This window comes from Brevundimonas sp. SPF441, from assembly GCF_009661015.1.
GTDB classification, from domain to species: Bacteria; Pseudomonadota; Alphaproteobacteria; order Caulobacterales; family Caulobacteraceae; genus Brevundimonas; species Brevundimonas vesicularis.
This window is the reverse complement of sequence record NZ_WJWX01000017.1, coordinates 37,727-63,037: the sequence shown is the minus strand read 5'-3', so window position 1 is coordinate 63,037 and position 25,311 is coordinate 37,727. Positions and strand designations below refer to the sequence as shown.

At 66.8% G+C, this 25,311-nt stretch carries 25 protein-coding genes; 14 read left to right on the top strand and 11 right to left on the bottom strand.

Features of this window, described 5'->3' with window-relative positions:
* The first annotated feature begins 8 nt into the window (after positions 1 to 8).
* The 3 genes from GGC30_RS10900 to GGC30_RS10890 are packed head-to-tail and all read left to right on the top strand — an operon-like array spanning position 9 to position 3,505.
* Complete coding sequence (locus GGC30_RS10900) at positions 9 to 785, top strand: phosphatase PAP2 family protein (protein ID WP_153923996.1); 777 nt, start codon at positions 9 to 11, stop codon at positions 783 to 785.
* Positions 786 to 840: 55 nt separating this feature from the next.
* The gene (locus GGC30_RS10895; protein ID WP_194943581.1) at positions 841 to 2,160 is read left to right on the top strand and encodes an acetyl-CoA hydrolase/transferase family protein; all 1,320 of its coding nucleotides are present in this window, start codon (positions 841 to 843) and stop codon (positions 2,158 to 2,160) included.
* 43 nt (positions 2,161 to 2,203) lie between these two features.
* On the top strand, positions 2,204 to 3,505 hold the full coding sequence (locus tag GGC30_RS10890) for a sorbosone dehydrogenase family protein (protein ID WP_153923992.1): 1,302 nt from the start codon (positions 2,204 to 2,206) through the stop codon (positions 3,503 to 3,505).
* On the opposite strand, the gene GGC30_RS10885 is transcribed toward GGC30_RS10890, so the two are convergent.
* Positions 3,502 to 4,740 (bottom strand): argininosuccinate synthase, encoded by a 1,239-nt coding sequence (locus GGC30_RS10885; RefSeq protein ID WP_153923991.1) that lies wholly within the window; start codon positions 4,738 to 4,740, stop codon positions 3,502 to 3,504. The genes GGC30_RS10890 and GGC30_RS10885 overlap by 4 nt on opposite strands.
* A gap of 190 nt (positions 4,741 to 4,930) precedes the next feature.
* On the opposite strand from GGC30_RS10885, the gene GGC30_RS10880 reads away from it, so the two are divergent.
* Positions 4,931 to 7,795 carry a pitrilysin family protein gene (locus GGC30_RS10880; protein WP_153923989.1) on the top strand — a complete coding sequence of 955 codons (2,865 nt, stop codon included), beginning with the start codon at positions 4,931 to 4,933 and terminating at the stop codon, positions 7,793 to 7,795.
* Positions 7,796 to 7,890: 95 nt separating this feature from the next.
* Here GGC30_RS10880 and yihA read toward each other — a convergent pair whose 3' ends face one another.
* From yihA to rpmH, 4 genes are read right to left on the bottom strand one after another with little or no spacing between them, the layout of a single operon-like run.
* The gene (yihA, locus tag GGC30_RS10875; RefSeq protein ID WP_055809369.1) at positions 7,891 to 8,544 is read right to left on the bottom strand and encodes a ribosome biogenesis GTP-binding protein YihA/YsxC; all 654 of its coding nucleotides are present in this window, start codon (positions 8,542 to 8,544) and stop codon (positions 7,891 to 7,893) included.
* Positions 8,541 to 10,337, bottom strand: a complete 1,797-nt coding sequence (gene yidC / locus GGC30_RS10870; protein ID WP_055754639.1) for a membrane protein insertase YidC — start codon at positions 10,335 to 10,337, stop codon at positions 8,541 to 8,543. The genes yihA and yidC overlap by 4 nt, the downstream gene beginning before the upstream one ends.
* On the bottom strand, positions 10,334 to 10,738 hold the full coding sequence (gene rnpA / locus GGC30_RS10865; protein ID WP_055754640.1) for a ribonuclease P protein component: 405 nt from the start codon (positions 10,736 to 10,738) through the stop codon (positions 10,334 to 10,336). The genes yidC and rnpA overlap by 4 nt, the downstream gene beginning before the upstream one ends.
* A gap of 30 nt (positions 10,739 to 10,768) precedes the next feature.
* Positions 10,769 to 10,903 carry a 50S ribosomal protein L34 gene (rpmH, locus tag GGC30_RS10860; RefSeq protein ID WP_003164000.1) on the bottom strand — a complete coding sequence of 45 codons (135 nt, stop codon included), beginning with the start codon at positions 10,901 to 10,903 and terminating at the stop codon, positions 10,769 to 10,771.
* A 126-nt stretch (positions 10,904 to 11,029) separates the two neighbouring features.
* On the opposite strand from rpmH, the gene GGC30_RS10855 reads away from it, so the two are divergent.
* Entirely contained in the window at positions 11,030 to 11,779 is a 750-nt protein-coding gene (locus GGC30_RS10855) for a TVP38/TMEM64 family protein (RefSeq protein ID WP_153923987.1), read from the top strand.
* On the top strand, positions 11,776 to 13,248 hold the full coding sequence (locus tag GGC30_RS10850; protein ID WP_153923985.1) for a sensor histidine kinase: 1,473 nt from the start codon (positions 11,776 to 11,778) through the stop codon (positions 13,246 to 13,248). The genes GGC30_RS10855 and GGC30_RS10850 overlap by 4 nt, the downstream gene beginning before the upstream one ends.
* A 4-nt stretch (positions 13,249 to 13,252) precedes the next feature.
* On the opposite strand, the gene GGC30_RS10845 is transcribed toward GGC30_RS10850, so the two are convergent.
* Complete coding sequence (locus tag GGC30_RS10845; protein ID WP_066553790.1) at positions 13,253 to 14,344, bottom strand: NAD(P)-dependent alcohol dehydrogenase; 1,092 nt, start codon at positions 14,342 to 14,344, stop codon at positions 13,253 to 13,255.
* 66 nt (positions 14,345 to 14,410) lie between these two features.
* The gene (locus tag GGC30_RS10840) at positions 14,411 to 14,674 is read right to left on the bottom strand and encodes a hypothetical protein (protein WP_153923983.1); all 264 of its coding nucleotides are present in this window, start codon (positions 14,672 to 14,674) and stop codon (positions 14,411 to 14,413) included.
* 145 nt (positions 14,675 to 14,819) lie between these two features.
* Here GGC30_RS10840 and GGC30_RS10835 point away from each other — a divergent pair, with 145 nt between their 5' ends.
* Positions 14,820 to 15,314: a hypothetical protein gene (locus tag GGC30_RS10835; protein WP_153923980.1), complete on the top strand. Its 495-nt coding sequence runs from the start codon at positions 14,820 to 14,822 to the stop codon at positions 15,312 to 15,314.
* A 6-nt stretch (positions 15,315 to 15,320) separates the two neighbouring features.
* Here the strand turns inward: GGC30_RS10835 and GGC30_RS10830 are convergent, their stop codons facing one another.
* The 3 genes from GGC30_RS10830 to GGC30_RS10820 all read right to left on the bottom strand — a co-directional run bounded on the left by GGC30_RS10830 (position 15,321) and on the right by GGC30_RS10820 (position 19,351).
* Entirely contained in the window at positions 15,321 to 15,956 is a 636-nt protein-coding gene (locus tag GGC30_RS10830) for a glutathione S-transferase family protein (RefSeq protein ID WP_153923978.1), read from the bottom strand.
* Positions 15,957 to 16,004: 48 nt separating this feature from the next.
* A complete protein-coding gene (locus GGC30_RS10825) occupies positions 16,005 to 17,054 on the bottom strand; it encodes a ribonucleotide-diphosphate reductase subunit beta (protein WP_153923976.1) in 1,050 nt (349 codons plus the stop codon).
* A gap of 173 nt (positions 17,055 to 17,227) precedes the next feature.
* Entirely contained in the window at positions 17,228 to 19,351 is a 2,124-nt protein-coding gene (locus GGC30_RS10820) for a response regulator (protein WP_370451957.1), read from the bottom strand.
* Positions 19,352 to 19,483: 132 nt separating this feature from the next.
* On the opposite strand from GGC30_RS10820, the gene GGC30_RS10815 reads away from it, so the two are divergent.
* The 6 genes from GGC30_RS10815 (at position 19,484) to GGC30_RS10790 (ending at position 23,888) form a co-directional block, all read left to right on the top strand.
* Complete coding sequence (locus GGC30_RS10815) at positions 19,484 to 20,272, top strand: nucleotidyltransferase family protein (protein WP_153923972.1); 789 nt, start codon at positions 19,484 to 19,486, stop codon at positions 20,270 to 20,272.
* Between the two features lie 13 nt (positions 20,273 to 20,285).
* Positions 20,286 to 21,059, top strand: a complete 774-nt coding sequence (locus GGC30_RS10810) for a metallophosphoesterase (RefSeq protein ID WP_194943580.1) — start codon at positions 20,286 to 20,288, stop codon at positions 21,057 to 21,059.
* A gap of 79 nt (positions 21,060 to 21,138) precedes the next feature.
* Positions 21,139 to 21,594, top strand: a complete 456-nt coding sequence (locus GGC30_RS10805; protein ID WP_153923970.1) for a translation initiation factor IF-2 — start codon at positions 21,139 to 21,141, stop codon at positions 21,592 to 21,594.
* Between the two features lie 80 nt (positions 21,595 to 21,674).
* Positions 21,675 to 22,295: a hypothetical protein gene (locus GGC30_RS10800; protein WP_153923968.1), complete on the top strand. Its 621-nt coding sequence runs from the start codon at positions 21,675 to 21,677 to the stop codon at positions 22,293 to 22,295.
* Positions 22,296 to 22,457: 162 nt separating this feature from the next.
* On the top strand, positions 22,458 to 23,090 hold the full coding sequence (locus GGC30_RS10795; RefSeq protein ID WP_153923966.1) for a LysE family translocator: 633 nt from the start codon (positions 22,458 to 22,460) through the stop codon (positions 23,088 to 23,090).
* Positions 23,091 to 23,315: 225 nt separating this feature from the next.
* Complete coding sequence (locus GGC30_RS10790; RefSeq protein ID WP_026108394.1) at positions 23,316 to 23,888, top strand: hypothetical protein; 573 nt, start codon at positions 23,316 to 23,318, stop codon at positions 23,886 to 23,888.
* A gap of 43 nt (positions 23,889 to 23,931) precedes the next feature.
* On the opposite strand, the gene GGC30_RS10785 is transcribed toward GGC30_RS10790, so the two are convergent.
* Positions 23,932 to 24,699, bottom strand: a complete 768-nt coding sequence (locus GGC30_RS10785) for a DUF6065 family protein (protein WP_156146787.1) — start codon at positions 24,697 to 24,699, stop codon at positions 23,932 to 23,934.
* A 37-nt stretch (positions 24,700 to 24,736) separates the two neighbouring features.
* Here GGC30_RS10785 and GGC30_RS10780 point away from each other — a divergent pair, with 37 nt between their 5' ends.
* Positions 24,737 to 25,249, top strand: coding sequence for a prolyl-tRNA synthetase associated domain-containing protein (locus GGC30_RS10780; protein ID WP_153923964.1), 513 nt, complete (start codon positions 24,737 to 24,739; stop codon positions 25,247 to 25,249).
* Positions 25,250 to 25,311: the final 62 nt, after the last annotated feature.

Below are 25,311 nucleotides of genomic sequence, written 5' to 3'. Positions count from 1 at the left end.
GCTCGCCCATGACGCTTTCTGACTTACGCGCCTTTTTGATACGCGCCCTGACGGTCGCCCGCACGGAAATCGCCGCGCTTCTGGCCCTGCTGGTCGTCGCCGGCGGCGTTCTGACCTTCGCCGGCCTCGCCGATGAGATGACCGAGGGCGAGGGCCAGGCCTTCGATCTTCATGTCCTGGCGCTGATGCGACCCTATGCCGACGATCCCGGCCGGCCGTGGGGGCCGTGGTGGCTGAAGGAGGCGGCGGCGGACATCACCTCGCTGGGCGGCATCTCTGTGCTGGGTCTGTTCGCCCTGATCGTGATCGTCTTCCTGCTCAGCCAGCGCAAATGGCTGTCGTCCCTGCTGCTGGTCGTGGGCCTGGCCGGCGGCGTCGCGCTCTCGGAGGGCCTGAAGGCGGTGTTCGAACGCGCCCGCCCCCCTGCCGCCGCTCAGGCGGTGGAGACGATCAACGCCAGCTTCCCATCCGGCCACGCCCTCTTGTCCACCGTCTTCTATCTCAGCGTCGCCGTCATGCTGACCCGCGCCTTCCCGCGCGAGCGGTTCAAGGTCTTCGTCCTGGGCGTCGGCATTCTGCTGGCCCTGCTGGTCGGGCTGACGCGCATCTATCTGGGCGCCCACTGGGCCACCGACGTCTTCGCCGGCTGGGCGGTCGGCGCGGCCTGGGCCATGGCCCTATGGCTGGTCGCCTATGGGGTGGCGCGCTGGCAGAAGCGTCACCGTGCGGCGCTGCAGGACGAAGCCTCCCCGATCGAAACCGCCCCCGACGCGACCAAAGTCTAGACCCGCGATTAGCCTCGCGGCAGGCTAGTCTGGCGGCATGTCGGAGACGCACGCCATGGACCACGCCGCCCTCTACGCCGAACGCCTGAAGACCCCCGACCAGGCCGCCGCCCTGATCGTGCCCGGCGCCAAGGTCGCCATGGGCCTTGGCGTGTCCCAGCCGCCGGCCCTGCTCAAGGCCTTGGCAGACCGGGCCGCGCGCGGCGAGGTGGAGGATGTGAACCTCTACTATCTGCTCTCGACCGCCATCGCGGGGGACACGGTGCTGCGCTATGAACTGATGGACCGGATCCGCCCTTGGAGCCTGTTCCACAGCGCCATCGAACGCCGGCTGGAACAGCGCGCGCACGAGGAGGGTCGCCCCAACCCCGTGCAGTTCATCCCCACGGGCTTTCAGCAGTCGCCCCGCCTTCTGTGCGACGAGGTCAAGGTGGATGCGCTGATCTGCACCGTCTCGCCGATGGATGCGGACGGCTACTTCTCGTTCGGGACCAACACCGATTACGCCAAGCCGGTGTCGCAGACGGCCCGGACGGTGATCGTCGAGGTCAATCCGCACATGCCGCGCGTGTTCGGCGACTGCACCGTCCATGTGTCCCAGGTCGCCGGAATCGTCGAACATGCCGCGCCCCTGCTGGTCGTGCCGCGCGCCGAGCCTCAGCCGGCGGACCTGGCCATCGGCCGCATCATCGCCGGCCTGGTCGAGGACGGGGCGACGCTTCAGATGGGGATCGGCGCCCTGCCCAACGCCGTCTGCGACGCCCTGATGGACCACCGCGATCTGGGCGTTCATACCGAGATGCTGACGCCCGGCCTGGTCGAGCTGATGCAGGCCGGCGTGGCCAACCACGCCCGCAAGACCCTGCATCCGGGCGTGGGCGTCTTCGCCTTCTCGATGGGCGACCTCAACACCTATGAATTCCTGGACGGCAATCGCGGCATGGAGGCCCATCCGGTCTCCTATGTGAACGACCCGGCCGTGATCGCGCGCAATGCGAAGATGATCTCGGTCAACGCCACGCTTCAGGTCGACCTGACCGGCGCCTGCTGCTCGGAGTTCCTGAACGGGCGCCAGTTCACGGCCGCCGGGGGCCAGCTGGATTTCGTGCGCGGCGCCTATGGATCGGAGGGCGGCAAGTCGATCATCGCCTGTCATTCCACGGCGGCGAAGGGGACGTTCTCTCGTATCGTCGCCCGTCTGGACGGGCCGGTCACCACGCCACGCAACGACACCCACATCGTCGCCACAGAACACGGCTGGGCCAATCTGAAGGGCAAGTCATCCAGCGAACGCGCCCGCGCCCTGATCGCCCTGGCCGCGCCCGAGTTTCGCGACGGCCTGACGGCGGCGGCGCGCGAGCAGGGTCTGATCTGACACCGCTCTTGATCTCGGGCCGTCTGTCGGGGCTTCTGGCGTCATGAAGACCATCTGCCTGCTGGCCCTGCTGTCCCTGCTGGTCGCCGCGCCTGCCAGCGCGAGGGCCGCGCAAGGCGCCTATGCCACCGATGGCGACTGCGGCGGCCGCCCGATGACCACCGTGCGCATGGCGCCCGGCTATTGCCTGGGGCTGGTCTGGCAGGGCGCGGGGGCCGAGGGACCGCGAATGCCGCGCGGCTTGCTGGCGCTATCGAACGGCGACTGGTTGGTGACGGATCTGGGCAACTGGTATCCGGGCAATGGCGCGATCTGGCGGCTGTCGTTCGGCGTCGATGGCGCGCCGCGCTGGCGACGGCTGGCGCAAGGCCTGAGCATGCCGCACACGGCGGCGCGCGGCCCGGACGGGCGCATCTATGTGTCCGAGATGAACCGCATCCTGACGCTGGACCCCGACGCGGCCGATCCGGCGGCGACGGTGCGCACCGTGATCGGCGACCTGCCCGACAACCGGCTGCACGCCAATCGCCACCCGCTGTCCAGCTTCGTCTTCGACGCCAACGGCGACCTGCTGGTCAATGTCGGCGCCCCCAGCGACCGCTGCGTGGATGCGCGGGGTCGGGCGCGCGCCAATGCGGCGGGCGCCTGCATCGACAGCGCGGCGACGGCCCAGGTGCGGCGCCACGCTTATATGGGAAATGGCCGCTGGGCCGAGGACAGCACCGTCTTCGCTTCGGGCCTGCGGAACTCCATCGCCCTCGTGCGGCACCCGTCGGGCACAATCCTGCAAGGCGAGAACTCGGTCGATCTGACCACGCCCGACCATCCCTATGACGAGATCAATGTCCTGCGTCAGGGCGGCCATTACGGCTGGCCCTATTGCGTCGATCTGGCGACGCCCCTGCCGGGCTGGAGCGCGGCCCAGACGCGATGCGGCCAGCGCGACCGCCCGGTCGCCCTGCTGCCGCCCCACGCCGCGCCGCTGGACCTGATCTATTACGACGGGGCGATGTTTCCCGAACTGCGCGGCCGGCTGCTGATGAGCTGGCACGGCTATCGTCGCGCGTGCGGCCGGATCGTGGCGGGCGAGACGGATGGCGAGGGCCGCCCCCTGACCGATATCGGCGGCCGCTACGCCATCTATCCGCGCGGCGCCCTGTCCTATCCCGCCGGCGCGCCCAGCCTGCGCGGCAAGGTGCTGACGCCGGGCTGGGACACGGTCGCAGGCCGCCAGCCGCGCGGCGCGCCGGTCGTGCTGGCCGTCGCCGCCGACGGATCGATCTGGGTCACGGACGACCGAAACCGGGCGATCCTCAGGATCGCCCGGTCGGACAAGACGGCCTAGCTCTTGCGCGCGTCGCGCTTGGCCAGGACGCGCAGGCGAAGGGCGTTCAGCTTGATGAAGCCGGCCGCGTCCTTGTGGTCATAGGCCTGGACGCCTTCTTCGAAGGTCACCAGGTCCTGGTCGTACAGGCTGTTGGAGCTTTCACGGCCGATGACCGAGACATTGCCCTTGTACAGCTTGACCTTGACCGTGCCGGAGACGTTTTCCTGGCTCTTGTCGATGGCGGCCTGAAGCATCTCGCGCTCGGGCGAGAACCAGAAGCCGTTGTAGATCAGCTCGGCGTATTTCGGCATCAGCTGGTCCTTCAGGTGCATGGAGCCGCCGTCCAGGGTGATGCTTTCGATGCCGCGGTGCGCCGCGATCAGGATGGTCCCGCCGGGGGTCTCATAGACGCCGCGCGACTTCATGCCGACGAAACGGTTCTCGACCAGGTCCAGGCGACCGATGCCGTTGTCGTGGCCGTACTGGTTCAGGGCGGTCAGGATCGTGGCGGGCGACATGGCCTCGCCGTTGATCGAGACGGCGTCGCCCTTTTCAAAGCCGATCTCGATGACGGTCGCCACGTCCGGCGCATCCTCGGGGCTGATGGTGCGCTGGTGGACAAACTCGGGGGCCTCGACCGCCGGGTCTTCCAGCACCTTGCCCTCGGACGAGGAGTGCAGAAGGTTGGCGTCGACGCTGAAGGGCGCCTCGCCGCGCTTGTCCTTGGCGATGGGGATCTGGTTCTTCTCGGCGAAGTCCAGCAGGGCCTCGCGACTGCGGAACTCCCACTCGCGCCACGGCGCGATGACGCGGATGTCGGGCTCAAGCGCATAGTAGCCCAGCTCGAACCGGACCTGGTCGTTGCCCTTGCCGGTCGCACCGTGACAGACGGCGTCGGCGCCGACCTGACGCGCGATCTCGATCTGGCGCTTGGAGATCAGCGGGCGGGCGATGGAGGTGCCCAGCAGATAGTCGCCTTCGTACTGGGCGTTGGCGCGGAACATGGGGAAGACGAAGTCGCGCACGAACTCTTCGCGCAGGTCGTCGATGAAGATGTTCTCGGGCTTGATGCCCAGCTTCAGGGCCTTCTCGCGCGCCGGGCCAAGCTCCTCGCCCTGGCCCAGGTCGGCGGTGAAGGTTACGACCTCGGCGTTATATTCGGTCTGGAGCCACTTCAGGATGATCGAGGTGTCCAGCCCGCCCGAATAGGCGAGGACGACTTTCTTGACGGGCTTGTCGGCGGGGGCGGACATGGCGGCTCTTTCAGCAAGGGGCGGTCAGTCGGGGAGTTGACGCGCGCATAAGACCGGGGGTCCGGCGATGCAACCTTTTCCGGGTCGCGCGGGGGAGAACATGAACCTTTCGTCATGTTCCATTTGGTCGCGTTGCCAGGCGACAGACCGGCGTTATGGTCCCCTCCAACTGCAATCCCGAGGATATCGCATGCGCCGCACTGGCTCTCTCGTCGCCGCCGCCGCCCTTCTGGCGGTTTCAACGCCCGTCTGGGCCTCCGTGGCCTCTGCACCCGCCGCCCAGGCCGCTGGTCAGGCCGCCGCGCCCGCCGTCCAAGCCGCGCCGGTGTCGCAGCTGATCAACGAAGTCGACATCCCGTACACCAAGTTCACCCTCGACAACGGCCTGACCGTGCTGGTCCATGAGGATCACAAGGCCCCCGTCGTCGCCGTCTCCGTCTGGTACAACGTCGGCTCCAAGGATGAGCCGGCCGGCAAGACCGGCTTCGCCCACCTGTTCGAACACCTGATGTTCGGCGGCTCGGAAAATGCGCCCGGCAGCTATTTCACGCCGATGCGCAACATGGGCGCGACCGACATGAACGGGACCACCTATTTCGACCGCACCAACTATTTCGAGACGGTCCCGACCCCGGCGCTGGAACAGGCCCTGTTCATGGAAAGCGACCGCATGGGCTACATGCTGGGCGCCATCAGCCAGGAGACGCTCGATCTGCAGCGCGGCGTCGTCCAGAACGAAAAGCGTCAGGGCGACAACCAGCCCTATGGCCTGAACCAGTACAAGCAGCTGGAGGCCCTGTTCCCCGAAGGCCACCCCTATCGCCACTCGACCATCGGTTCGATGGCCGACCTGGACGCCGCTTCGATGCAGACGGTGCGCGACTGGTTCACCTCCAACTATGGCCCCAACAACGCCGTTTTGGTGCTGGCCGGCGACATCACCCCCGCCAAGGCGCGTGAACTGACCGACAAATACTTCGGCCCGATCGCCAAGGGTCCGGTGAACAATCCCGCCCAGGCCCCGGTCCCGACCCTGTCCGCCCCGCTCAGCGAAACCACCCACGACCGCGTCTCGAACGCCCAGGTCGAGGTCAGCTGGGCCGTGCCGGGCATGCTGGACCCGGATTCCGTGCCGCTCAGCGTCGCGGCATCGGTCCTAGGCGGCCTGGCCTCCTCGCGCCTGGACAATGAGCTGGTGCGCGGCGAACAGACCGCCGTCTCGGCCAGCGCCGGCAACAGCGCCTTCCACCGCGTCGGCATCTTCGAGATGAGCGCCACGATCAAGCCGGGCGAAGACCCCGCCGCCGTCGAGGCGCGGATGCGTGAAATCCTGAACGGCCTGATCGCGAACGGCCCGACGCAGGACGAGATCAACCGCGTCGTCACCCAATACGCCTCGCGCCGCATCCAGGGTCTGGAACAGGTCGGCGGTTTCGGCGGCAAGGCCACGGCGCTTGCCGAAGGCCAGCTCTATGCCGGCGATCCGGAGTTCTACAAGAAGCAGCTGGCCGCCTACGCCGCCGTCACGCCGGCCCAGGTCAAGGCGGCGATGCAGAAGTGGCTGACCCGTCCGGCCTATACGCTGACCACCCTGCCCGGCCAGCGCGAAACCTATCAGGAGGCGGCCGCCTCGCCGTCCGGGGCCAATCGCACGCCGGCCCCGGAAATCGAGCGCAAGCCGCGCATGCCCAAGCCCGAGATCGGTCAGGTCGCCAACGTCGACTTCCCGGCCGTTGAGCGCACCCGCCTGTCGAACGGCATGGAGGTGATCTACGCCCAGCGCGACGCCACCCCGACGACGAAGATCGCGCTCGACTTCGACGCCGGTCTGGCCGCCGACGACCGGTCCAAACTGGGTCTGCAGACCCTGACGCTGGACCTGATGGACGAGGGCACCCGCACCCTGAACGCCACGCAGCTGGCCGAGGCGCAAGAAGCCCTGGGCGCAACCATCACCACCGGGGCGACGATGGACAGCTCGGTCGTCCAACTGTCGGCGGTGACGCCGAACCTGAAGCCTTCGGTGGATCTGATGGCCGAGGTGGTGCGCAATCCCGCCTTCGCCCCGGCCGAGCTGGAGCGACTTCGCGCCACCCGTCTGTCGCGCATCGCCGCCGAGCGTACCCAGCCGGCCGCCCTGGCCAGCCGCGCCTTGCCGGAACTGATGTACGGGCCGAACAGCCCCTATGGCCGTCCGTTCAGCGGCAATGGCGACGAGGCCAGCGTCAAGGCGATCACCGACGCCGACATCCGCGCCGACTACGCCAAGTGGATCCGCCCGGACAACGCCAAGCTGTTCGTCGTCTCCGACCGGCCCCTGGCCGAGCTGACGCCGATCCTGGACAGCGCCTTCGGTCAGTGGGTCCCGCCCGCATCGGCCAAGGCCGTCAAGGACTTCTCGGCCCCGATCCCGGCCGCGACGCCCAAGATCGTGCTGATCGACCGTCCGCAATCGCCCCAGTCCTACATCATGGGCGGCGAGGTCCTGGGCCTGTCGGGCACCGACGACCTGTTGGTGCTGAACGCGGCGAACAATGTCCTCGGCAACGACTTCCTGTCGCGCATCAACTCGGATCTGCGTGAGACCAAGAGCTGGTCCTATGGCGTCAACGCCTCGGTCAATCCGTTCGCCGGACGCGTGCCCTATCTGGTCACCGCCCCGGTCCAGGCCGACAAGACCGGCCCGGCTATCGAAGCCCTGAACCAGCAGTTCAACGACTTCCTGTCGGGCGGCAAGGGCGTGACGCCCGAGGAGCTGCAACGCACGATCAACGGCAACACCCGCCGTCTGGCCGGCAGCTACGAGACCTCGGCCGCCGTCCTGGGCGCCATGCGCTCCAACGCCCTGCTGGGCCGTCCGGACGACTATCCGGAAACCATCGCGGCGCGCACCAACGCCCTGACCGCAGCCCAGCTGGACGCCGCCGCCAAGGCCGCCATCGACCCGTCCAGGTTCGTCTGGGTCGTGGTCGGCGACGCCTCGGTGGTCAAGCCGCAACTGGACGCCCTGGGCATCCCCGTGGAGGTCCGCGCGGCGGCCCCCGCCGCCCAGTAGGGCGACGACAAGCCGAAACGACGAAGGCCCGGAGAGCGATCTCCGGGCCTTTTCTCTTTGCCGTCATGCTCGAGCCTGACCCGACGATGAGGCCTTTAATCCAGCGTCGCGCCCGTCGTGCGCATGATCTCGGCGCGCAGTTCCGGCAGGCCGAGCCCCTTTTCCGACGAGGTCAGGGCTACCACCGGGAAGGCGGCTGGGCGTTTGGAGATGGCCTTCAGGGTCGCGGCCTGCACGGCCTCGCCCTCGCCCTTCTTCAGCTTGTCGGCCTTGGTCAGGACGATCTGATAGCTGACGGCCGCCAAGTCCAGCGCATCCAGCGCCTCCGTATCCACCGACTTCAGCCCATGGCGGCTGTCGATCAGCAGATAGACCCGCTTCAGCGTCACCCGGCCGCGCAGATAGTCGCGGCCCAGATCCTGGAACTTCTTGACCGTGGTCTTGGACGCCTTGGCCCAGCCATAGCCGGGCAGGTCGACCAGACGCATCCGGCCATCCAGGTCGAAGAAGTTGACCTCGCGCGTGCGGCCCGGCTCGTTCGAGGCGCGGGCCAGCTTGTGCATGCCCACCAGCCCGTTGATCAGGCTGGACTTGCCCACGTTCGAGCGCCCAGCGAAGGCGATCTCGGGCAGATCGGGGTCGGGCAACTGCTCGATCTTGGCCGCGCCCATGACGAAGGTCGCAGGCCGCGCGAACAGGACGCGCGCCGCCTCGATGTCCTCGGGCGTGAACTCGGTCTCGTCGATCACGCCGGTGACTTCTTGAACCGGGCGAAGAAGGTATCGATCGGGTTCTCGGCCTTGTAGCGGTGCATGATCACATACTGCTGCAGGATGGTCAGGATGTTGGACCAGGCCCAGTAGATCAGCAGGCCTGCCGCGAACGGCGCCATGATGAAGGTGAACAGCAGCGGCATAAACTGGAAGATCTGGCGCTGGACCGGATCGGCCGCCGGGGGGTTCATCGCCGTCTGCAACCACATCGTCAGGCCATAGGCGATCGCCAGCAGACCCAGGTGCAGCGGGCCGGCCAACAGGCCGCCGATCAGCGGCGCCATCGCCGGATCCCACGGGATCAGGCCGAACAGGTTCCAGATCGACGACGGATCGCGCGCCGACAGGTCATGGATGAAGCCCAGGAACGGCTGGTGACGCATTTCGATGGTTACGGTCAGCACCTTGTACAGGGCGTAGAAGACCGGGATCTGCAGCACCAGCGGAAGGCATCCGGCGACCGGATTGATCTTCTCGCGCTGATACAGGGCCATTGTCTCCTGCTGCTGCTTCTGCGGGTCGTCTTTGAACTTCTTCTTGATCTCCTCCATCTTGGGCTGGAGGTTCCGCATCTTGGACATCGAGGCGTAGGCGTTGTTGGCCAGCGGGAACATCACCAGCTTGACGATGACGGTCAGGGCCAGAATGGCGACGCCGAAGCTGCCGACCAGGCCATAGACGTTCTCCAGGATCCAGAAGATCGGACGCGTCAGGAACCAGAACATGCCCCAGTCGATCGCATAGACGAAGCGCGGCAGGTTCAGGCTCTGCTCATAGGATTTCAGCACCTCGGCGCGCTTGACCCCGGCGAACAGGCGCTGGGTCTCGGTCGCGGTCGCGCCGGGCTGGATGGTGCGGGTCGTGCCCAGGACATTGGCTTCCAGCTGCTGGGCGCCGTTCAGGTCGCGCACGCGGAATTCGGTCTCGACCGCCTCGTTCTGCTGAGGCAGCAGGGCCGCCAGCCAGTATTTGTCGGTGATGCCCAGCCAGCCGCCGGTCGAGGCGTTCTCGATCCGCGGCTCCTTCAGCCAGTCCTTGTATTTCTTCTGCTCGGTCCGGTAGTCGCCCGGCTTGCCGAAGGTGCCGATCGCACCCTCGTGGACGATGTGCGACGAGCCGGCTGCGGGCGGCACGCCCTGGCGCTGGACGCTGCCGTAGGGGGCGATGGTGATCGCCTGCGTGCCCAGGTTCTGGACCGTGTCCTGCACCGAGAAGACGTATTTGTCGTCGACCGAGATCACGCGGGTGAAGCGCAGGCCTTGGCCGTTGTCCCACGTCAGGGTGACCGGAGTCGTCGGCGTCAGGGTCGAACCATTGGTCAGGCGCCAGACGGTATTGGGTCCGGGCACGCCGCCGGCGACATTGGGGCCGGTCCAGCCGAACTGGGCGAAATAGGCGTTCTGCATCCCCTGCGGCCGGAACAGCTCCACCGGCTGGGGCTTGTCCTGAACCTCGCGGTAGTCGGTCAGGAACAGGTCGTCGATCCGGCCGCCCTGAAGCGACAGCGACCCCTTCAGCGTGCCGGACTGAATCGGCACGCGCGCGGCGGTGCTCAGCGCTTGGCTGCGGTCGGTGACGAAGGTCGGCCCCTGCGGGCTCAGCGCCGTGCGCGCGGCGTTGTCAGCGGTCTGCGACTGCTCGGCCTGGGCCTGCTGTTGCACGGCGCGACGCTCGGCCTGCGGACGCAACACGGCGAAATAGTAGATCCCCATGATCAGGACCGAGCACACGATGAAGATGATCGTGTTGCGCGTGTTTTCGTTTTTCATGGATTCTGGCGGTCCTGGCCGGAGGGGGCGCGGGCGTGCGAAGGCCTGTTGGCCTTGGGTGTCGCCAGCCTTGTAAGCGTCGATTTCACGTCGTCAAGCAGACGGTCCCACGCACGCTCGGTCGTGCCCATGCGGGCGATGAAGACATAGTCGCTTCCGGGCACGCCATGCTGGGCCAGCATGGCCCGTGCGGCCTCGCGCAGACGGCGTTTGGCGCGGTTGCGCTGAACCGCCCCGCCGATCTTCTTGGTGGCGGTGAAGCCCAGGCCGATGTGCGGCGAACCGTCGCCGCGCTCCAGCCGCTGGATCACCACGGCGCCGCGCGCCTCGGAAACGCCTTTGGCGGCCGCCAGGAACTGGGGCCGCCGCAACAGACGCTTGATCTGTAAAAGGTCGCTCATGCGTCCAAAAGGTCCGGACGCGTAAGCCGCTTACGCCGTCAGGCGCTTGCGGCCCTTGGCGCGACGGCGCGCAACAATCTTCTGGCCGTTCTTGGTGGCCATCCGGCTGCGGAAGCCGTGACGGCGCTTGCGCACGAGTCGCGACGGCTGATAGGTCCGCTTCACGGTCGGCTCCTGACGTTAAAAGGTTGGGCGACGGGGCAAGAGGCGTCCGCCGCAGGAAGGGCGGGCGTATAAGTCGCATGTCCGCGTGAGTCAACGCTCGGACGGCATTTCGGGACGATGAAACGGATGGCGAAACGAACGGCGAAGGAATGGGCCCTGCGGCTGGCGCCGTTGGCGGCCATCGCCGGCCTGGTGATCGCCTTCTTCGCCCTGGGCTGGAACCGCTATCTGTCGATGGATCTGATCCGCGAGCACGGGCTGAACCTTCAGGCCTATGCGCAACAGAACTGGTGGGTCGCGCTGGTCGCCTTCATCGCCGTCTATGCCGTGGCGACCGCCTCGACCATTCCCGGACCCGTTTTCCTGACCCTGCTGGGCGGGATGATGTTCGGCCCCTATGTCGGGGCCCTGGCCCAGTCGACGGGGGCCACCATCGGTTCGGTCGTCATCTTTTATGTCTATCGCACCTCGATCGGTTCGTGGCTGCGCGCCAAGTTCGAGGCCGACGCCGGCTTCATGGATCGGCTGGCCAAGGGCATCGACCGCAACGCCTTCACCACCCTGTTCACCCTGCGCGTGATCCCCAGCGTGCCCTTCGTCCTGGTCAACGCGACGGCGGGGATGATGGCGGTGCCGCTGAGGCCCTACATCATCGCCACCTTCATCGGACTGCTGCCGTCCACCTTCATCTACACCTGGATCGGATCGCAGCTGGGCGGCCTGCTGCGCGCCGGCGTTCGGCCGGACCTGCCCATGCTGCTGCAACAGTTCTTCTGGCCGTTGATGGGCGTGGTCTTCCTGTCCCTGCTGCTGCCCATCGGCATCAAGCTGTTCCAGATGATCCGTGCCCGGCGGATCGGGGCGACGGCGGCATGAGCGCCCTGTTCGACCGGATCGCGGCACGGCTGAACCTGACGCCGGACCAGGCCAGTCTCTGGCGCGAGCGCCTGACCCCGCGCGCGCCCGACGGTCTGTCGGCGCGGCTGCTGCTGCTGACTGTCGCCTTCACCCTGGCGGTCGAGGCTCTGATCCTGGGCCCGAACCTGGCGGCCTTCCATGAGCGCTGGCTGCGCGACCGGCTCCAGGCCGCCGAACTGGCCTCGGTCGGGGTCGAAGCCCTGCCCTATAGCGCGGTCGAGGACGACACGGCCGCCGAGTTGATGCGGATCGGCGGGGTTCAGGCGGTCGCCCTGACAGAGCAAGGCGTGCGCCGCCTGCTGCTTCAGGCCCCCAACCTGCCCCGCGCGCCCGAACTGATCGATCTGAGGCGTCAGGACAGCTGGTCGCGCCTGACCGACCCGTGGCGCACCCTGTTCGGCCATCCGGACCGCTCGCTGCGGGTTCAGGCCAAGCCGCGCTATCGCTCGGGCGACTTCATCGAGATCGTCACCCCCGCCCAGCCGTTGAAGCTGGAACTGCGCGCCTTCCTGCTGAACAGCCTGCTGGTGTCGCTGCTGGTGTCGGTGACGGCGGGCGCGCTGCTGTATGGTGGTCTGGCCCTACTGGTGCTGCGGCCGCTTCGTCGCGTCACCCGCTCGATGGAGCGGTTCGCCGCCGATCCCGAGAGCGAGGCCGAGGTGCCGTCCGATCGCCACGACGAGATCGGCCGCGTCGAGCGCGAACTCAGCCGGATGCAGGAGGAGGTGCGCCATTCCCTGCGCTCTCGCGCCCGTCTGGTTGCGCTGGGCGAGGCGGTGGCCAAGATCAACCACGACCTGCGCAACATGCTGACCTCGGCCCAGATGGCGTCCGAGCGGCTGGCGACCTCCGCCGACCCCCAGGTGGCCAAGGCCCTGCCCCGGCTGGAGCGCGCGCTCAGCCGCGCCGCCGGCCTGTCGCGCAATGTGCTGGAGTACGGAAAGAGCGAGGAGCCTGCCCCCCAGAAGACCCGCGTCGTCCTGACCAAGGCTCTGACCCTGGCGGCCGAGGACGCCGGACTGGACCCCGACGGCGTGCGCCTGGTCAAACAGCTGCCGCCCCGGTTCGCCGTCGAGGCCGACCCGGATCAGCTGTATCGCATCTTGGTCAATCTGATGCGAAACGCCCGTCAGGCCATCGAGGCCGATCCGACGCGTCCGCCCGAGCGGCGCGGCAAGGGCGCCATCACCGTCAGCGCCTTCGGTCAGGACGGCTTCTGCGTCGTGCGCATCGCCGACGACGGCCCCGGCATTCCGCCGCGTCTGGCCGAACGCCTGTTCGAACCCTTCGTGAGCTCGAAGAGCTCGGACGGCTCGGGCCTGGGCCTGACCATCTCGCGCGAACTGGCCGCCCTTCACGGCGGCGACCTGCGTCTGGTCGAAACCGACGGAACAGGCGCAGCCTTCGAACTGCGCCTGCCCGGATAGGCGATCAGGCCGCCTTCAGGGTCGCCATGTCGATGACGTAGCGGTAGCGCGCCTCGCCGTTCTCGATCTTCACATAGGCGTCGTTGATCTCGGCGATGTCGATCATTTCGACCTCGGGGGCCACGCCGTTGGCGGCGCAGAAGTCCAGCACGTCTTGGGTTTCCTGAAGATTGCCGATCAAGGAGCCGCCGACCGTCTGACGTTTGAAGGCCAGTTTGGAGTTATCGACCCCGTCCACGACATCGAGATTGCCAACAACGATGAAGGCCGCATCGCGCTTCATCAGGTCCAGCAGGGCGCCGATCTCGTGCTTCTCGGGCACGGTGGACAGGATGAAGTCGAACGTTCCCGCCAGGGGCGCCAGGGCCGTCTTGTCCGTCTCGATATGGGCCGCGTCGGCGCCCAGCCGCTTGGCGTCCTCGATCTTCTCCGGCGTCGAAGTCAGGACGGTCACTTCCGCCCCCAGAGCCTTGGCCAGCTTGGCCGCCATATGGCCCAGACCGCCAAAGCCCAGGACGGCGACCTTGTCCCCCGCCTTGACGCCCCAGTGTTTCAGCGGCGACCAGGTGGTCACGCCGGCGCACAGGATGGGCGCGGCCGCCTTGGGGTCCAGGCCTTCGGGGATGCGCAACACGAAATCCTCGGGCACGACCACCACGTCGGAGTAGCCGCCGTAGGTATTGTCCCGGCCGTACATGTTGGCGCCGTCTTCGGTCTCGGTCGCAGGCGTCATGGGACCGTTATAGGTCGCCAACCAGCTGTTCGGACCCTCGCAGTAGTTTTGATCGCCGGCGCTGCAGGCCTCGCATTGGCGGCAGCTGTCGATCATGCAGCCGACGCCGACCAGATCGCCTTCCTTGAAGCGCGAGGTCTCGGCGCCCGCCTGTTTGACCCGCCCGACGATCTCGTGGCCCGGCACGCACGGATAGACCGTGTTGGCCCATTCGTTTTTGACCTGGTGGATGTCGGAGTGGCAGACGCCGGCGTAAAGAACCTCGATCACCAGCTCGTTGGGCTTGGGATCGTCGCGCTCGAACGTCATGGGCTCGAGCTTCGACCGGGCGGTCTTTGCGCCGTAACCGATTGATTGGAACATGAAAGTCTCCGGGGGCAAGGGGATGTTGCCGCAATCCCCCGCGCTCGAAGACGTTCCAGCGTCGCCCTATTGCAGGCCGTCGTCCGAGACGACGAAGGGCCGGTTCTCAGCCTTGGCCTGGGCCGCCAGCTCGTTCTGGACAAGATGCCAGCGCCGCAGCCGCTCATAGTCGATGGCGTGCTCGGGCGAGGCGTCCAGCCAGTGACGGAAGTCCTCGATCTGAAGCCGGGCGTCCGCGGCGGTCGTATCGGGCAGGGCCGGCACGTTCGGCAACTGGCGCGCGACATCCGCAGGAATGGGGAAGTCGCCGGACGAGGTGCTGAGGATCATCGGTCTTCTCTGATAGGCTGCGGTCGGGAGAGATCGACCATGACGCGAAGCCGAGCCTTTCGCCACCTTTTCATCGCTGCGGCGTTGTGAGCAGCATCACAATAGCCAAGCTGCGGGTAACGCCACGGCCTCGGGAGAGACAGTCATGATCGTTCGCACCGCCGCCGCCCTGCTGGTCGCCGCCCTGACTGCGCCTGTCGCCGCCCAGACGACGACGGCGCCGGCGACCGCCGACCCCTATCGCGATCAGCGCGCCCTGCCCGATCCGGCCGATCCCGCCAGCCGCGACGCCCTGCTGAAGGCGCGGGGCGAGGCCTATCACCGGGCCAGCGACGCCCAGCAGACCGAAGAGGAACTGCGCACCACCCGCGTTCTGAACGACGAGATCGCCGCCCAGAACGCCCTGGCCGACAAGACCGACGCCGCCAACCGGCTGGACTACGACGCCGCCTTGGCCCGTCATCAGATCGAGGTCAGTCAGGCCGAGGAACAGGCGCGCGCCGCCGCCGAGACCGCCCGCTTGGCCCAGGAGAAATACGACCGCGACTACGCCGCTTGGCAGGAACAGGTGCGACTGTGCCGCACGGGCTTCCGCCCCGCCTGCACCGCCCGACCGGCGTGGGTCGCGCCGGCGCAATAAGCGCCATCAGTCCGCCCTGGTTTTCGCCTCGGCGATCAGCGCGTCGTCGATTTCGCGGGCGCGCACAGCGGCCGGGCGTGTCGTGATCCGTTCGGCATAGGCCGTGAAGGCCGGCCGTTCAGGCAGGCTCTTGAACATCAGCCCCCAGGCGATCTGACTGCCGACATAGACATCGGCGGCGCTGAACCGCTCGCCAAGGATCCACGGACTGCGATCCAGCGCATGTTCCAGCCCGTCGATCACCTGATCGAACGAGCCGTAGCCGACCATGGCCGATTTCTCGGGCGGCGGCAGTTGACCCAGCGACTTGGCGGTCACCGCCGCCTCGACCGGCCCGGCAGCGAAGAACATCCAGCGATAATAAAGGCCGCGCAGCGGATCGTCCGTCGCCGGCGCCAGACCGGCGTCAGGAAAGGCGTCGGCCAGATAGGCGCAGATGGCGGCGCATTCGGTGACCACGATCCCGCTATGGGCGACGGCCGGCACCTTGCCCATCGGATTGATCGCCAGATAGTCCGGCGACTTCATCGCCGCATAGTCGACCACGACGGTGCGATAGGGCTGGCCTGCCTCCTCCAGCATCCATCGGACGATGCGTCCGCGCGACATGGGGTTGGTGTAGAAGACGATCTCTTGGCTCATGGCGTGCTCTCCCTTTCGGGAGAGCCTACGGCTGAACCGGCCGGGGTGTCAGCCCGCGACCAGGCTCATGTCGCGGCGCGCCATCATGCGGTCGAACTCGGTCCAGACGCCGTCGGCGCCGTGCCAGTTTCCTTGCGTCGCCGCCTTGGAATATTCGGTGGCGCGGGCCTCGAAGAAGTTGGCGTGTTCGACGCCGCTGAGCAGCGACTGCAGCCAGGGCAGCGGGTTTTCCGTCACCCCATAGACTTCCGGCAGCTTCAGCTGACGCAGGCGCCAGTCGGCGATGAAGCGGATGTATTGTTTGATGTCGTCCGGCGTCATGCCCTGGACCGAGCCCATCTCGAAGGCCAGGTCGATGAACTTGTCCTCCATATTCACCACCGTCTTGCAGCAGTCGACGATGTCGTCCGCGACCGACTTGGTGACAGCGCCCGTCTCCTTGTTGAAGGCGTGGTACAGCTTGATGATGCCTTCGCAGTGCAGGCTCTCGTCGCGCACCGACCAGGACACGATCTGGCCCATGCCCTTCATCTTGTTCTGGCGCGGGAAGTTCATCAGCATGGCGAAGGACGCGAACAGCTGAACGCCTTCCGAGAAGCCGCCGAACATGGCCAGGGTCCGGCAGATGTCGGCGTCTGAATCGACCCCGAACTGGCCCATGTAGTCGTGCTTGTCCCGCATGGCCTCGTATTCCATGAAGGCGCCAAACTCGCTCTCGGGCATGCCGATCGTCTCGAGCAGCAGGGCGTAGGCCGCGATATGGATCGTCTCCATATTGCCGAAGGCGGCCAGCATCATCTTCACCTCGGTCGGTTTGAAGACCCGACCGTAGCGTTCCATGTAGTTGTCCTGAACCTCGATGTCCGCCTGGGTGAAGAAGCGGAAGATCTGGGTCAGCAGATTGCGTTCGTTGTCATTCAGGGTCGAGGCCCAGTCCTTGACGTCCTCGCCCAGCGGCACCTCTTCGGGCATCCAGTGGACCTGCTGCTGCTTTTTCCACATGTCGAACGCCCACGGATAGCGGAACGGCTTGTAGGCGGCCGACGGGGTCAGAAGACCGGCGCGCTCGGGGAGGATGATCGGAGTGATGGCGTTCATCGAACTGGACCTGAGGGCGATTCTAAAGACGCATTCACCATGCGATTTGAAGGCGTCGGCGCCAAGTCAAAATAGGTCTATGTTGCGATCACAATTTATCTCGACCGCTAGATGTTGTGTCCGTGCCGCACATTCCTGGGGACGGGCCTGGGGATGAAGCCGCGCCCGACGGCTCAGGCGGCTTGGGCGTCCAGTCGCGACGCAGCGGCGCTCAGCGTCTCGTCGATGGCGGCATAAAGCTTGGCCTGGGTCACCGGTTTGGCCAGATGACCGTCCATGCCGGCGGACAGGCACCGTGCGGCGTCTTCGGGCATGGCCTCGGCGGTGACCGCCAGGATCGGCGTCTGGCTGGCGGGATCGGCCAGGGCGCGAATCGCACGGGTGGCGGCCAAGCCATCCATCACCGGCATGCGCACATCCATCAGGATCAGGTCGAAAGCCTCGGCCGAGACGGCGTTCACCGCTTCGCGCCCATCGCAGGCCTCGGCGGTGTCGCAGTCGGCGGCCTGCAGCATGATGCGCAGCAGATCGCGATTGGCAGGGTGGTCGTCGACGATCAGAACCTTCATGCGACGGCTGTCCAGCGGCGCGCCGCTCTCCGTCTCCACCGGTGCCACGACCGGCGCCTCGATCTCCAGGGTGAAGGTCGAGCCCTGCCACTGGACGCTGTCGACGGCGATGGTGCCGTTCAGCCGCTCGGCGTGGCTCTTGGCCAGGGCCAGACCGACGCCCGCCCCCTCATGCGCGCGGCTGGTGGAGGCGTCCGCCTGTTCGAACAGGCGGAACACGCCCGCCAGGGTCTCGGCGTCCATGCCGCAGCCGGTGTCCGACACGGCGATCCGCAGCCGGTCATCGGTCCGATCGACCATGACGCCCACGCCCCCGTGCGAGGTGAATTTCGAGGCGTTCAGAGTCAGATGATGCAGAATCTGGCGAAGCCGCCGCATGTCGGTCAGCACCCAGCCCTCGGCCTCCGGCGCAATGTGCAGGTCGAACGTCAGGCCGCGGATCTCGGCCCACTCGCGCGCCGGCGCCACGGCGTCCTGGATCAAGGCGCGCAGATCGGCGGGCTTCAGCACGACCTCGTCGCCTCCGCGCGAAATCTCCAGCAAGTCCTCGACCAGACGCAGCATGGATTCGCCGCACTGGCGCACCGCATTGACCTGCCGATGGCCCTCGGCGTCCAGACTGGTGGAGCGCGACAACAGGTCGGCATAGCCGGTGACCCCGGTCAGGGGCGTGCGCATCTCGTGGCTCATCAAGGCCAGGAAGCGCGACTTCGCCTCATCGGCGCGCTTGGCCCGGGCCAGGGCGTCCAGCGCCGCCGCCGTGCGCGTCCGCAGACGCGCCGTCAGACGCCGACGCTCGGTCGACAGGGTGGTGATGGGCAGGACAGACCCGACGACGCACAGCAGGAACAGATGAAACACGTTCATCTGGCGCATCACCTCAGGCAGGGCGGCGAGAACCGGATCGGGCGGCAGGCGGGTCAGCACGACCGGCCCATGCCCGGCCAGCGTGGCGGCGCCGCCGATGGCCGCGACCAGCACCACCGCGCAGGCGGTGGTCGGCGGACCGAGCCGGAAGGCCAGAAGAACCAGCGGCGGAAGCACCGCGAACATCACCGGCGCCGACGACTGGGTAAACACCCACAGCGTGACGCCGCCGACCAGAACCAGCAGGGCGGCCGCCTCCGTCATCGTGGCTTGGGCGTCGTCCCTGAAACGATGGTTGCGCGCCAGCAGCAACAGGGACGGCGTGACGATCATCATCGCCAGCAGCTCCATGTCGAACAGGTGGTGCATCCGGAACGCCAGCGTGCCCGGCACCTTCCAGCTCATCAGCACCGCGACCGCGCCCGCCAGCAGAGTGCTGATCAAAACCGCCGGTACGGCGGCAAAGACGGCGAAACGGAACAGACGCCAAGGCCGGCGCATATCCAGCGCGGCCCCGCAAAAACGGCGCGCCAGCACGGCGGCGATGCAGACCTGCGTCAGGTTCAGGGCGACATTGGTGAACATCATTACGCCGGGGTCGCCGCGCACGATGTTGCTGGCCAGGTTGATCGCGGCGCAGGCGAGCATGACGCCGATGGCCTGGCGACGATGAAGCTGAAGGACAGCGGCCAGAAGCACCGCATTGGCCGGCCACAGAACCGTGGCGCCGAACGCATGCATGCTCCACTGGGCGACCGACAGGCACAGGGCGAACAAGGCCGCATAGGCGTAGGGCGACGGCCCAGCCGCGCGGCCGGCCTCGTGACGGAAAAACCGCCAGCGCCCGCCTTCTGCGTTCACCCACTTCAGTCCCATGACGGAACGGTGACACGCAGGGGTTAAGGATCCCGTAGCGGCCCAGCTAGGTAGAATTGCGGAACCGCCGTTCAGCGTCGCCGTTTACTCGCCCTTGCCAGCGAAGGGCCCCAGCCGATGTCAGACGTGATCGCCGAACCGACCTTCGAGCCGCCGGCGGACGCCCTGGCCTTCTATGAAGAGAGCCTGCGCCTGCTCAAAGAGAGCAGCATTCCCTTCCTGTTGTCGGGCACCTATGCGGTCACGGCCTACACCGGCATCCGGCGTCCGACCAAGGATTTGGACGTCTTCTGCAAGCCTGGCGACTACCCCCGCATCCTGGCCTTCTTCCAGAAGCACGGCTACCGAACCGACGTCGAGGACGAGCGCTGGATCGCCAAGGTCTGGAAGGATGAGAAACACTTCTTCGACGTCATCTTCGCCATGTCCAACGGCACCATCGCCGTGTCCGACAGCTGGTTCAGCGAGGACCGGATCACCGTCTATGGCCATCAGGTGCAGATCACCCCGCCCACGGCCCTGATCCTGTCCAAGGTCTTCATTCAGGACCGCTATCGCTATGACGGGGCCGACGTGAACCACGTCATCCTGAAACAGTCCGACGCCATCGACTGGAAGAGCCTGCTGGACCAGATGGACCTGTATTGGGAGGTGCTGGCCGCGCATCTGCTGAACTTCCGCTTCGCCTATCCGACCGAGCGCGACCGGATTCCGCGCTGGCTGATGGAAGAGTTGGTCCAGCGACTGACGGCCCAGATCGATCTGCCGGCGCCGCGCGTGAAGGTCTGTCGCGGCCGCCTGTTCAGCCCGCGCGACTATGTCGCCGACGTCGCCGAATGGGGCTTTGGCGATGTCGTTGGCAAGGGGCTGGAGGAACGCCACGACCCCGTCAACCTGGGCCACTGAAAGGTAAGCCGCCATGACTGACGCCGTCCCCGATCCCCAGACGACCCAACCCGGCCTGGAGCCTGGCCCTGACAAAACCTTGCGCGTCGCCGCCGTCGGCGACCTTCATGTCGGCGAGACTACAGAGCATCGCTATCGCGACCTGTTCGAGCGGGTGTCCGACGACGCCGATGTCCTGTGCCTGTGCGGCGACCTGACCAACTACGGCAAGACGCCCGAGGTCGAGCGGCTGCTTGAGGATCTCAAGCTTTGCAAAATCCCGATGGTCGGCGTGCTGGGCAATCATGAGCACGAGTGCGGCCAGCCCGAGGTCGTCACCAAGATGCTGACCGACGCCGGGGTCAAGATGCTGACCGGCGAGGCCTATGAGATCGACGGAGTCGGCTTTGCGGGCGGCAAGGGGTTCGTCGGCGGCTTCGGCCGCTACATGCTCTCCTCGTTCGGGGAGGCCTCGATCAAGCGTTTCGTGCAGGAGGCGGTCGAGGACGCCAATCTGATCGAGAACTCAATCCGCATGCTGCGCACCGAACGCTCGGTCGTGCTGCTGCACTATGCGCCCGTGGTCGAGACGGTGATGGGCGAGCCGCCCGAAATCCACGCCTTCCTGGGGTCGTCGCGCCTGGCCGAGACCATCGACCGCTATGACAATGTTCGCCTGGTTGTGCACGGCCACGCCCATCGCGGCGGACCGGAGGGACGCACCACCAAGGGCACGCCTGTCTATAATGTCGCCCTGCCGGTGCTGAAGACCCTGGGCGACAAGCCTTATCGGGTCTTTGAAATCTAACCGGACTGTAGGAGGGTGCGGCCGGGGCTGGGATGCAGCCTCGTTCGGGGCCGCAAGGCGGCCCGTCGTGGAGTTTCCGATGCGCCTTTTGTCTTCCGTCGCGGCCGTCGCCGTCCTGGCCCTGACAACCCCCGCCTTCGCCGCCGGTCAGGCCGCCGCCCCTGCGCCTGCGCCGCAGGCCGCTCCGGCGCCCGCCCAAGAAGCGGACAGCCCCGAGGAAGCCGCCTTCGAAGCGAAGGGAGAAGCCTTCGGCGAACGTATGGAAGCCATGGCCGAAGAAATGCAGGCGGCAGCAACTCAGGCCGACAAGGCCAAGGCCAAGACTGACCTCGACGCGATCCAGGCGCGCAATCAGGCGGACGCCGACACGTTTGCAGACGAGTTCCTAGCCTTCGTGGTAAGCCAAGGCGCGCCCGCCGACCAGATGGGCGCGGCCGCTCAGCAGATCAAAGCCTACCCTGCGATGATCCGTGCCAAGATTGAGGAAGCTGTCGCCGCTGCGCCCGCCGGAGCAGCCCCCGCCCAACCGCAGTAAGCCAAGCCTTACCGCGATTTCACTTGAGACGGGGCGGCTGAGAGCGGAGTTTGCGCGGGTCATTCAACGGGAGCCGTCCCATGATCCGCCTGCTCAGCCTGACCGCCGCCCTGGCGCTCGCGCCCCTCTCCTCAGCCCTGGCGCAGACCCCCGCGCCTGCGCCCACGCCGGCTCCGGCTTCCGCTGAAGCCGCCGAAGCCCGCATGGAAGCCGCCGCCGACGCCTTCGAAGCGCGCATGGAGACCTTTGGCGAACGCGCCGAGGCGATTTCCGAAGACGAGAGCCTGAGCGAGGCCGAACGCGGTCGTCGCATCGCCGCCCTGTGGTCGGAGTATGCGCCCGACGTCGCCGCCTTCACCGCCGAGACCACGAAACACGCCACCGAAATGGCCGCCCAGGCCCTGAAGGACATCGACGTCGACGCCATTGTCGCGGACGCCCTGAACGACCCCGAGGTCAAGCAGGCGATGGAAGAGGGGATGCAGAAGGGCGTCGTCACCGCCGAAGGCATCGCCCGCAACAGCGCCTGGACCAATCCGACGCCCGAGCAGATGGAGACCTACAGCCTGGTCGCTCAATACGCGCTGGACCAGGCCGCCGACGCCGTCGTCGAGGACGAAGCGGCCGCCGAGGTTCCCGAAGCGCCCGAGGCGCCGGAAGCGCCCGAACCGCCGGCGCCGCCCGCGCGCCCGGCGACTTAAGTCAGTCGTCTCCTCCCTGCGCAGCGGGGAGGGGGACCGCGCAGCGGTGGAGGGGCTCTTGACGTCCCACGGGCGCGAGGATGCCTCCAAGAACTCCTCCGTCACGCGGGGAGGAGACAGAGCGCCTTGACCGCGCCCGACTAAGCAGCGACATCGCGCCGCATGCCTGCCCTGCCCGTCGATCCGCACCTCTATTCGACCTTCCTCGGCGTCATGGCGGTGATGGCGATCACGCCCGGCCCCGCCAATCTGTTCGCTGTCGCCACCGGCGTTGAAAAGGGTCGCGCCTCCGCCCTGATCGGCGTGCTGGGCATGAATGCCGCGACCCTGGTGTGGTTCGGCGCCGCGGCCCTGGGTCTGGGCGCCCTGGTCAAGGCCTTTCCCGCCGCCTTCAAGGTCATCGCCGTGCTGGGCGCGCTTTATGTCGCGTGGCTGGGGATCAAGGCGCTGCGCGGCGCCTTCGCCACCGCCGCCGATCCCGACGAGGTCGTCGTCGAGAAGGGCCGCAGCGCCCTGATCGACGGGTTCGCCGTCCAGATCGCCAACCCCAAGGCCATCCTGTTCTTCACCGCCGTCCTGCCGCCCTTCATCGACGTGAACCGCCCGGTCGCGCCGCAGATGGCGATGTTCGCCATGGCGGCCATCGGCATGGATATGGTGTCCATGAGCACCTACGCCCTGTCCGGCGCCGCCTTGTCGCAACGCATGCAGCAACCACGCTTTCGAAAGGGCTTCGGCGTCTTCGTCGGCCTGCTGCTGATGGTCGCCGCCGTTCTGATCGTAATGAGGCTCTAGAGCGAAATCGGTTGAGTTGGACGCAGTCCAACTCGGCTCAGATTTCGCTCCAGCATGAATCTGGAGCCTGATTCACGGCATCAGCGGAATCGCGAAGCGATTCCTCCTCAGCCGATCAGGCTCTAGACGCCGCGACGCTTCGTCATACAGTGGTCGGGAACGCCTTCGTTCATGCTCCGTTCAGCCGTCAGAGCGCCCGAATGGGCGATCAAGGAGTTTGATGTCATGAAAACCCTCCCCCTGAAGACCCTGGCGGTGACCGTCGCCGCCGGTCTGGCCCTGGCGGCCTGCGCCACCGCCACCCCGTATCAACCCGCAGGCTTCAACGGCCAGCGTGGCGGCTATGCCGAGCAGCGCCTGGAGAACAATCGTTTCCGGGTCAGCTTCTCGGGCAATTCGCTGACCTCGCGCGAGCAGGTCGAACAGTCGCTGCTGCTGCGTTCGGCCGAACTGACGGTTGAGAGCGGCTACGACTGGTTCTCCACCGTCAACCGCGCCACCGACCGCGACACCCGCTTCGTCGGCACGCCCGATCCGTTCTATTCGGGCTATAACCGCTTCTACAGCCCCTACTGGGGTCCGTCGTGGCGCTACTACCGCAGCGGCTTCTGGAGCCCATGGGACCGTTACGGCCCGTGGGGCGTCAACGACTTCGACGTCCGTCAGGTCGACCGCTTCGAGGCCAACGCCGAAATCGTCCTGGGTCGCGGCCCCAAACCCGCCAACGACCCCAACGCCTTCGACGCCCGCGAAGTGATCCAGAACCTGGGCCCGCAGGTCACCCGCCCGGCGGCCTGATGCTGAAAGCCCCTCTCCACGGCGTGGAGAGGGGCTTGTTCTTTCATCCCACCCGCGGCGACTTCAGCCGGCGCTTGTTGGAGTGGGTCGCGGGCGCCGTGCCCAGATCTTCCGGCACCTCGCCCTTGAAATAGTAGCGCTGCCAGGCCTCCTTGGCCGCATCCGGATCGCCGCCGGCCAGACGCTGGTTGAAGTCGGTGCGGGCGCGGTTCCAGGCCTCGAACTGACCCTTCATCACCGGGTTGGATTCCAGGGTGCGGATGATCGGCTGGAACTGCTCGACCTTCTTGTGCTCGATCAGATTGATGAAGCAGAAGGGTTCGCCCTTCTCGAAGGTGATCCGCCCCGGCCGGGTGAATATCCAGTTCATCGTGAAGGGGAAGGGCAGCCAGTCCGTCTCGATCAGGCCGACCAGCGGCTGGATGCCGTCCTTCACATGGTTGGGCGAACCCGAACACATCATCCCCCAGCCGGGCGGCGTGCGGAACAGATATTGCGGATGCATGGTCAGCACGCCGCGCGAAAAGTGCGAGGTGACGAAATGGGCCAGATCGTGCTGGGGCCGATCCGGCGTGATGACGATGTCTTCCTGGCGCGGACCGCCGTTCCACTCGGCCGAGAAGCCGAACGGGCACAGGATCTCCCACCCCGTCGTGTTGGCCATGTTCAGCGGCAGACAGCGATAGGGGTGGCGACTGATGAAGGCGTCCATCCAGTTGCGCGACTGGCGGCCGGGCACCAGGTCCGGCGGCCGGGCCGTCATCGGATAGCATTCCAGTTCCAGCGGGCGCGTGTTGACGGTATCGACCATGACCATTTCCTAACGCCCGAAACCCGACGGCTCAACCATGACTGACGCACCCGCTTTCGACCGCGAGACCCTGAGCGTCTGGCTGAAGGAGAACGGCGTGGATCACCTCATCCACGAACACCCGGCCGTCTTTCGGGTCGAGGAAGGGCTGGACCTCAAGGCCGACCTGCCCGGCGCCCACACCAAGAACCTGTTCCTCAAGGATCACAAAGGCCGGCTGTGGCTGATCTCGGCGCGCCAGGACACGGTGATCGACCTGAAACGCGCCGCCGCCGTCATGGGCTCAGGCCGCTTGTCGTTCGGCGCCGAGACGCTGATGTGGGAAACGCTGGGCGTCCGCCCCGGCTCGGTCACGGCGCTGGGCCTGATCAACGACATCGACCGCCGCGTGACCTTCGTGCTGGACCAGCGCCTTTGGGACGCCGACATCGTCAACTTCCACCCCCTGACAAATACCGCGACGACGGCTCTGGATCAGTCGGCCTTCCGGCGAGTGCTGGCGCTGCTGGAGCGGGAGCCGGTCGTGGTAGATTTCGAAGCGATGGTCTGACTAAGAGACCGCTTTTCAATCTGAATTTGGACTTCCTAATTCAGCCTCGTCGTAGAACTTAT

What these genes read in the sequence shown, in the direction of transcription:
- GGC30_RS10780 (WP_153923964.1), top strand. Translation starts at nt 24,737, where the DNA reads ATGACTGACGCACCCGCTTTCGACCGCGAGACCCTGAGCGTCTGGCTG.
- GGC30_RS10890 (WP_153923992.1), top strand. Translation starts at nt 2,204, where the DNA reads ATGAAGACCATCTGCCTGCTGGCCCTGCTGTCCCTGCTGGTCGCCGCG.
- GGC30_RS10795 (WP_153923966.1), top strand. Translation starts at nt 22,458, where the DNA reads ATGCCTGCCCTGCCCGTCGATCCGCACCTCTATTCGACCTTCCTCGGC.
- GGC30_RS10785 (WP_156146787.1), bottom strand. Translation starts at nt 24,699, where the DNA reads ATGGTCGATACCGTCAACACGCGCCCGCTGGAACTGGAATGCTATCCG.
- yidC (WP_055754639.1), bottom strand. Translation starts at nt 10,337, where the DNA reads ATGAAAAACGAAAACACGCGCAACACGATCATCTTCATCGTGTGCTCG.
- GGC30_RS10855 (WP_153923987.1), top strand. Translation starts at nt 11,030, where the DNA reads ATGGCGAAACGAACGGCGAAGGAATGGGCCCTGCGGCTGGCGCCGTTG.
- GGC30_RS10840 (WP_153923983.1), bottom strand. Translation starts at nt 14,674, where the DNA reads ATGATCCTCAGCACCTCGTCCGGCGACTTCCCCATTCCTGCGGATGTC.
- GGC30_RS10835 (WP_153923980.1), top strand. Translation starts at nt 14,820, where the DNA reads ATGATCGTTCGCACCGCCGCCGCCCTGCTGGTCGCCGCCCTGACTGCG.
- GGC30_RS10830 (WP_153923978.1), bottom strand. Translation starts at nt 15,956, where the DNA reads ATGAGCCAAGAGATCGTCTTCTACACCAACCCCATGTCGCGCGGACGC.
- GGC30_RS10815 (WP_153923972.1), top strand. Translation starts at nt 19,484, where the DNA reads ATGTCAGACGTGATCGCCGAACCGACCTTCGAGCCGCCGGCGGACGCC.
- GGC30_RS10880 (WP_153923989.1), top strand. Translation starts at nt 4,931, where the DNA reads ATGCGCCGCACTGGCTCTCTCGTCGCCGCCGCCGCCCTTCTGGCGGTT.
- rnpA (WP_055754640.1), bottom strand. Translation starts at nt 10,738, where the DNA reads ATGAGCGACCTTTTACAGATCAAGCGTCTGTTGCGGCGGCCCCAGTTC.
- GGC30_RS10845 (WP_066553790.1), bottom strand. Translation starts at nt 14,344, where the DNA reads ATGTTCCAATCAATCGGTTACGGCGCAAAGACCGCCCGGTCGAAGCTC.
- GGC30_RS10850 (WP_153923985.1), top strand. Translation starts at nt 11,776, where the DNA reads ATGAGCGCCCTGTTCGACCGGATCGCGGCACGGCTGAACCTGACGCCG.
- GGC30_RS10895 (WP_194943581.1), top strand. Translation starts at nt 841, where the DNA reads ATGGACCACGCCGCCCTCTACGCCGAACGCCTGAAGACCCCCGACCAG.
- GGC30_RS10885 (WP_153923991.1), bottom strand. Translation starts at nt 4,740, where the DNA reads ATGTCCGCCCCCGCCGACAAGCCCGTCAAGAAAGTCGTCCTCGCCTAT.
- GGC30_RS10805 (WP_153923970.1), top strand. Translation starts at nt 21,139, where the DNA reads ATGCGCCTTTTGTCTTCCGTCGCGGCCGTCGCCGTCCTGGCCCTGACA.
- GGC30_RS10900 (WP_153923996.1), top strand. Translation starts at nt 9, where the DNA reads ATGACGCTTTCTGACTTACGCGCCTTTTTGATACGCGCCCTGACGGTC.
- GGC30_RS10825 (WP_153923976.1), bottom strand. Translation starts at nt 17,054, where the DNA reads ATGAACGCCATCACTCCGATCATCCTCCCCGAGCGCGCCGGTCTTCTG.
- GGC30_RS10810 (WP_194943580.1), top strand. Translation starts at nt 20,286, where the DNA reads ATGACTGACGCCGTCCCCGATCCCCAGACGACCCAACCCGGCCTGGAG.
- GGC30_RS10790 (WP_026108394.1), top strand. Translation starts at nt 23,316, where the DNA reads ATGAAAACCCTCCCCCTGAAGACCCTGGCGGTGACCGTCGCCGCCGGT.
- GGC30_RS10800 (WP_153923968.1), top strand. Translation starts at nt 21,675, where the DNA reads ATGATCCGCCTGCTCAGCCTGACCGCCGCCCTGGCGCTCGCGCCCCTC.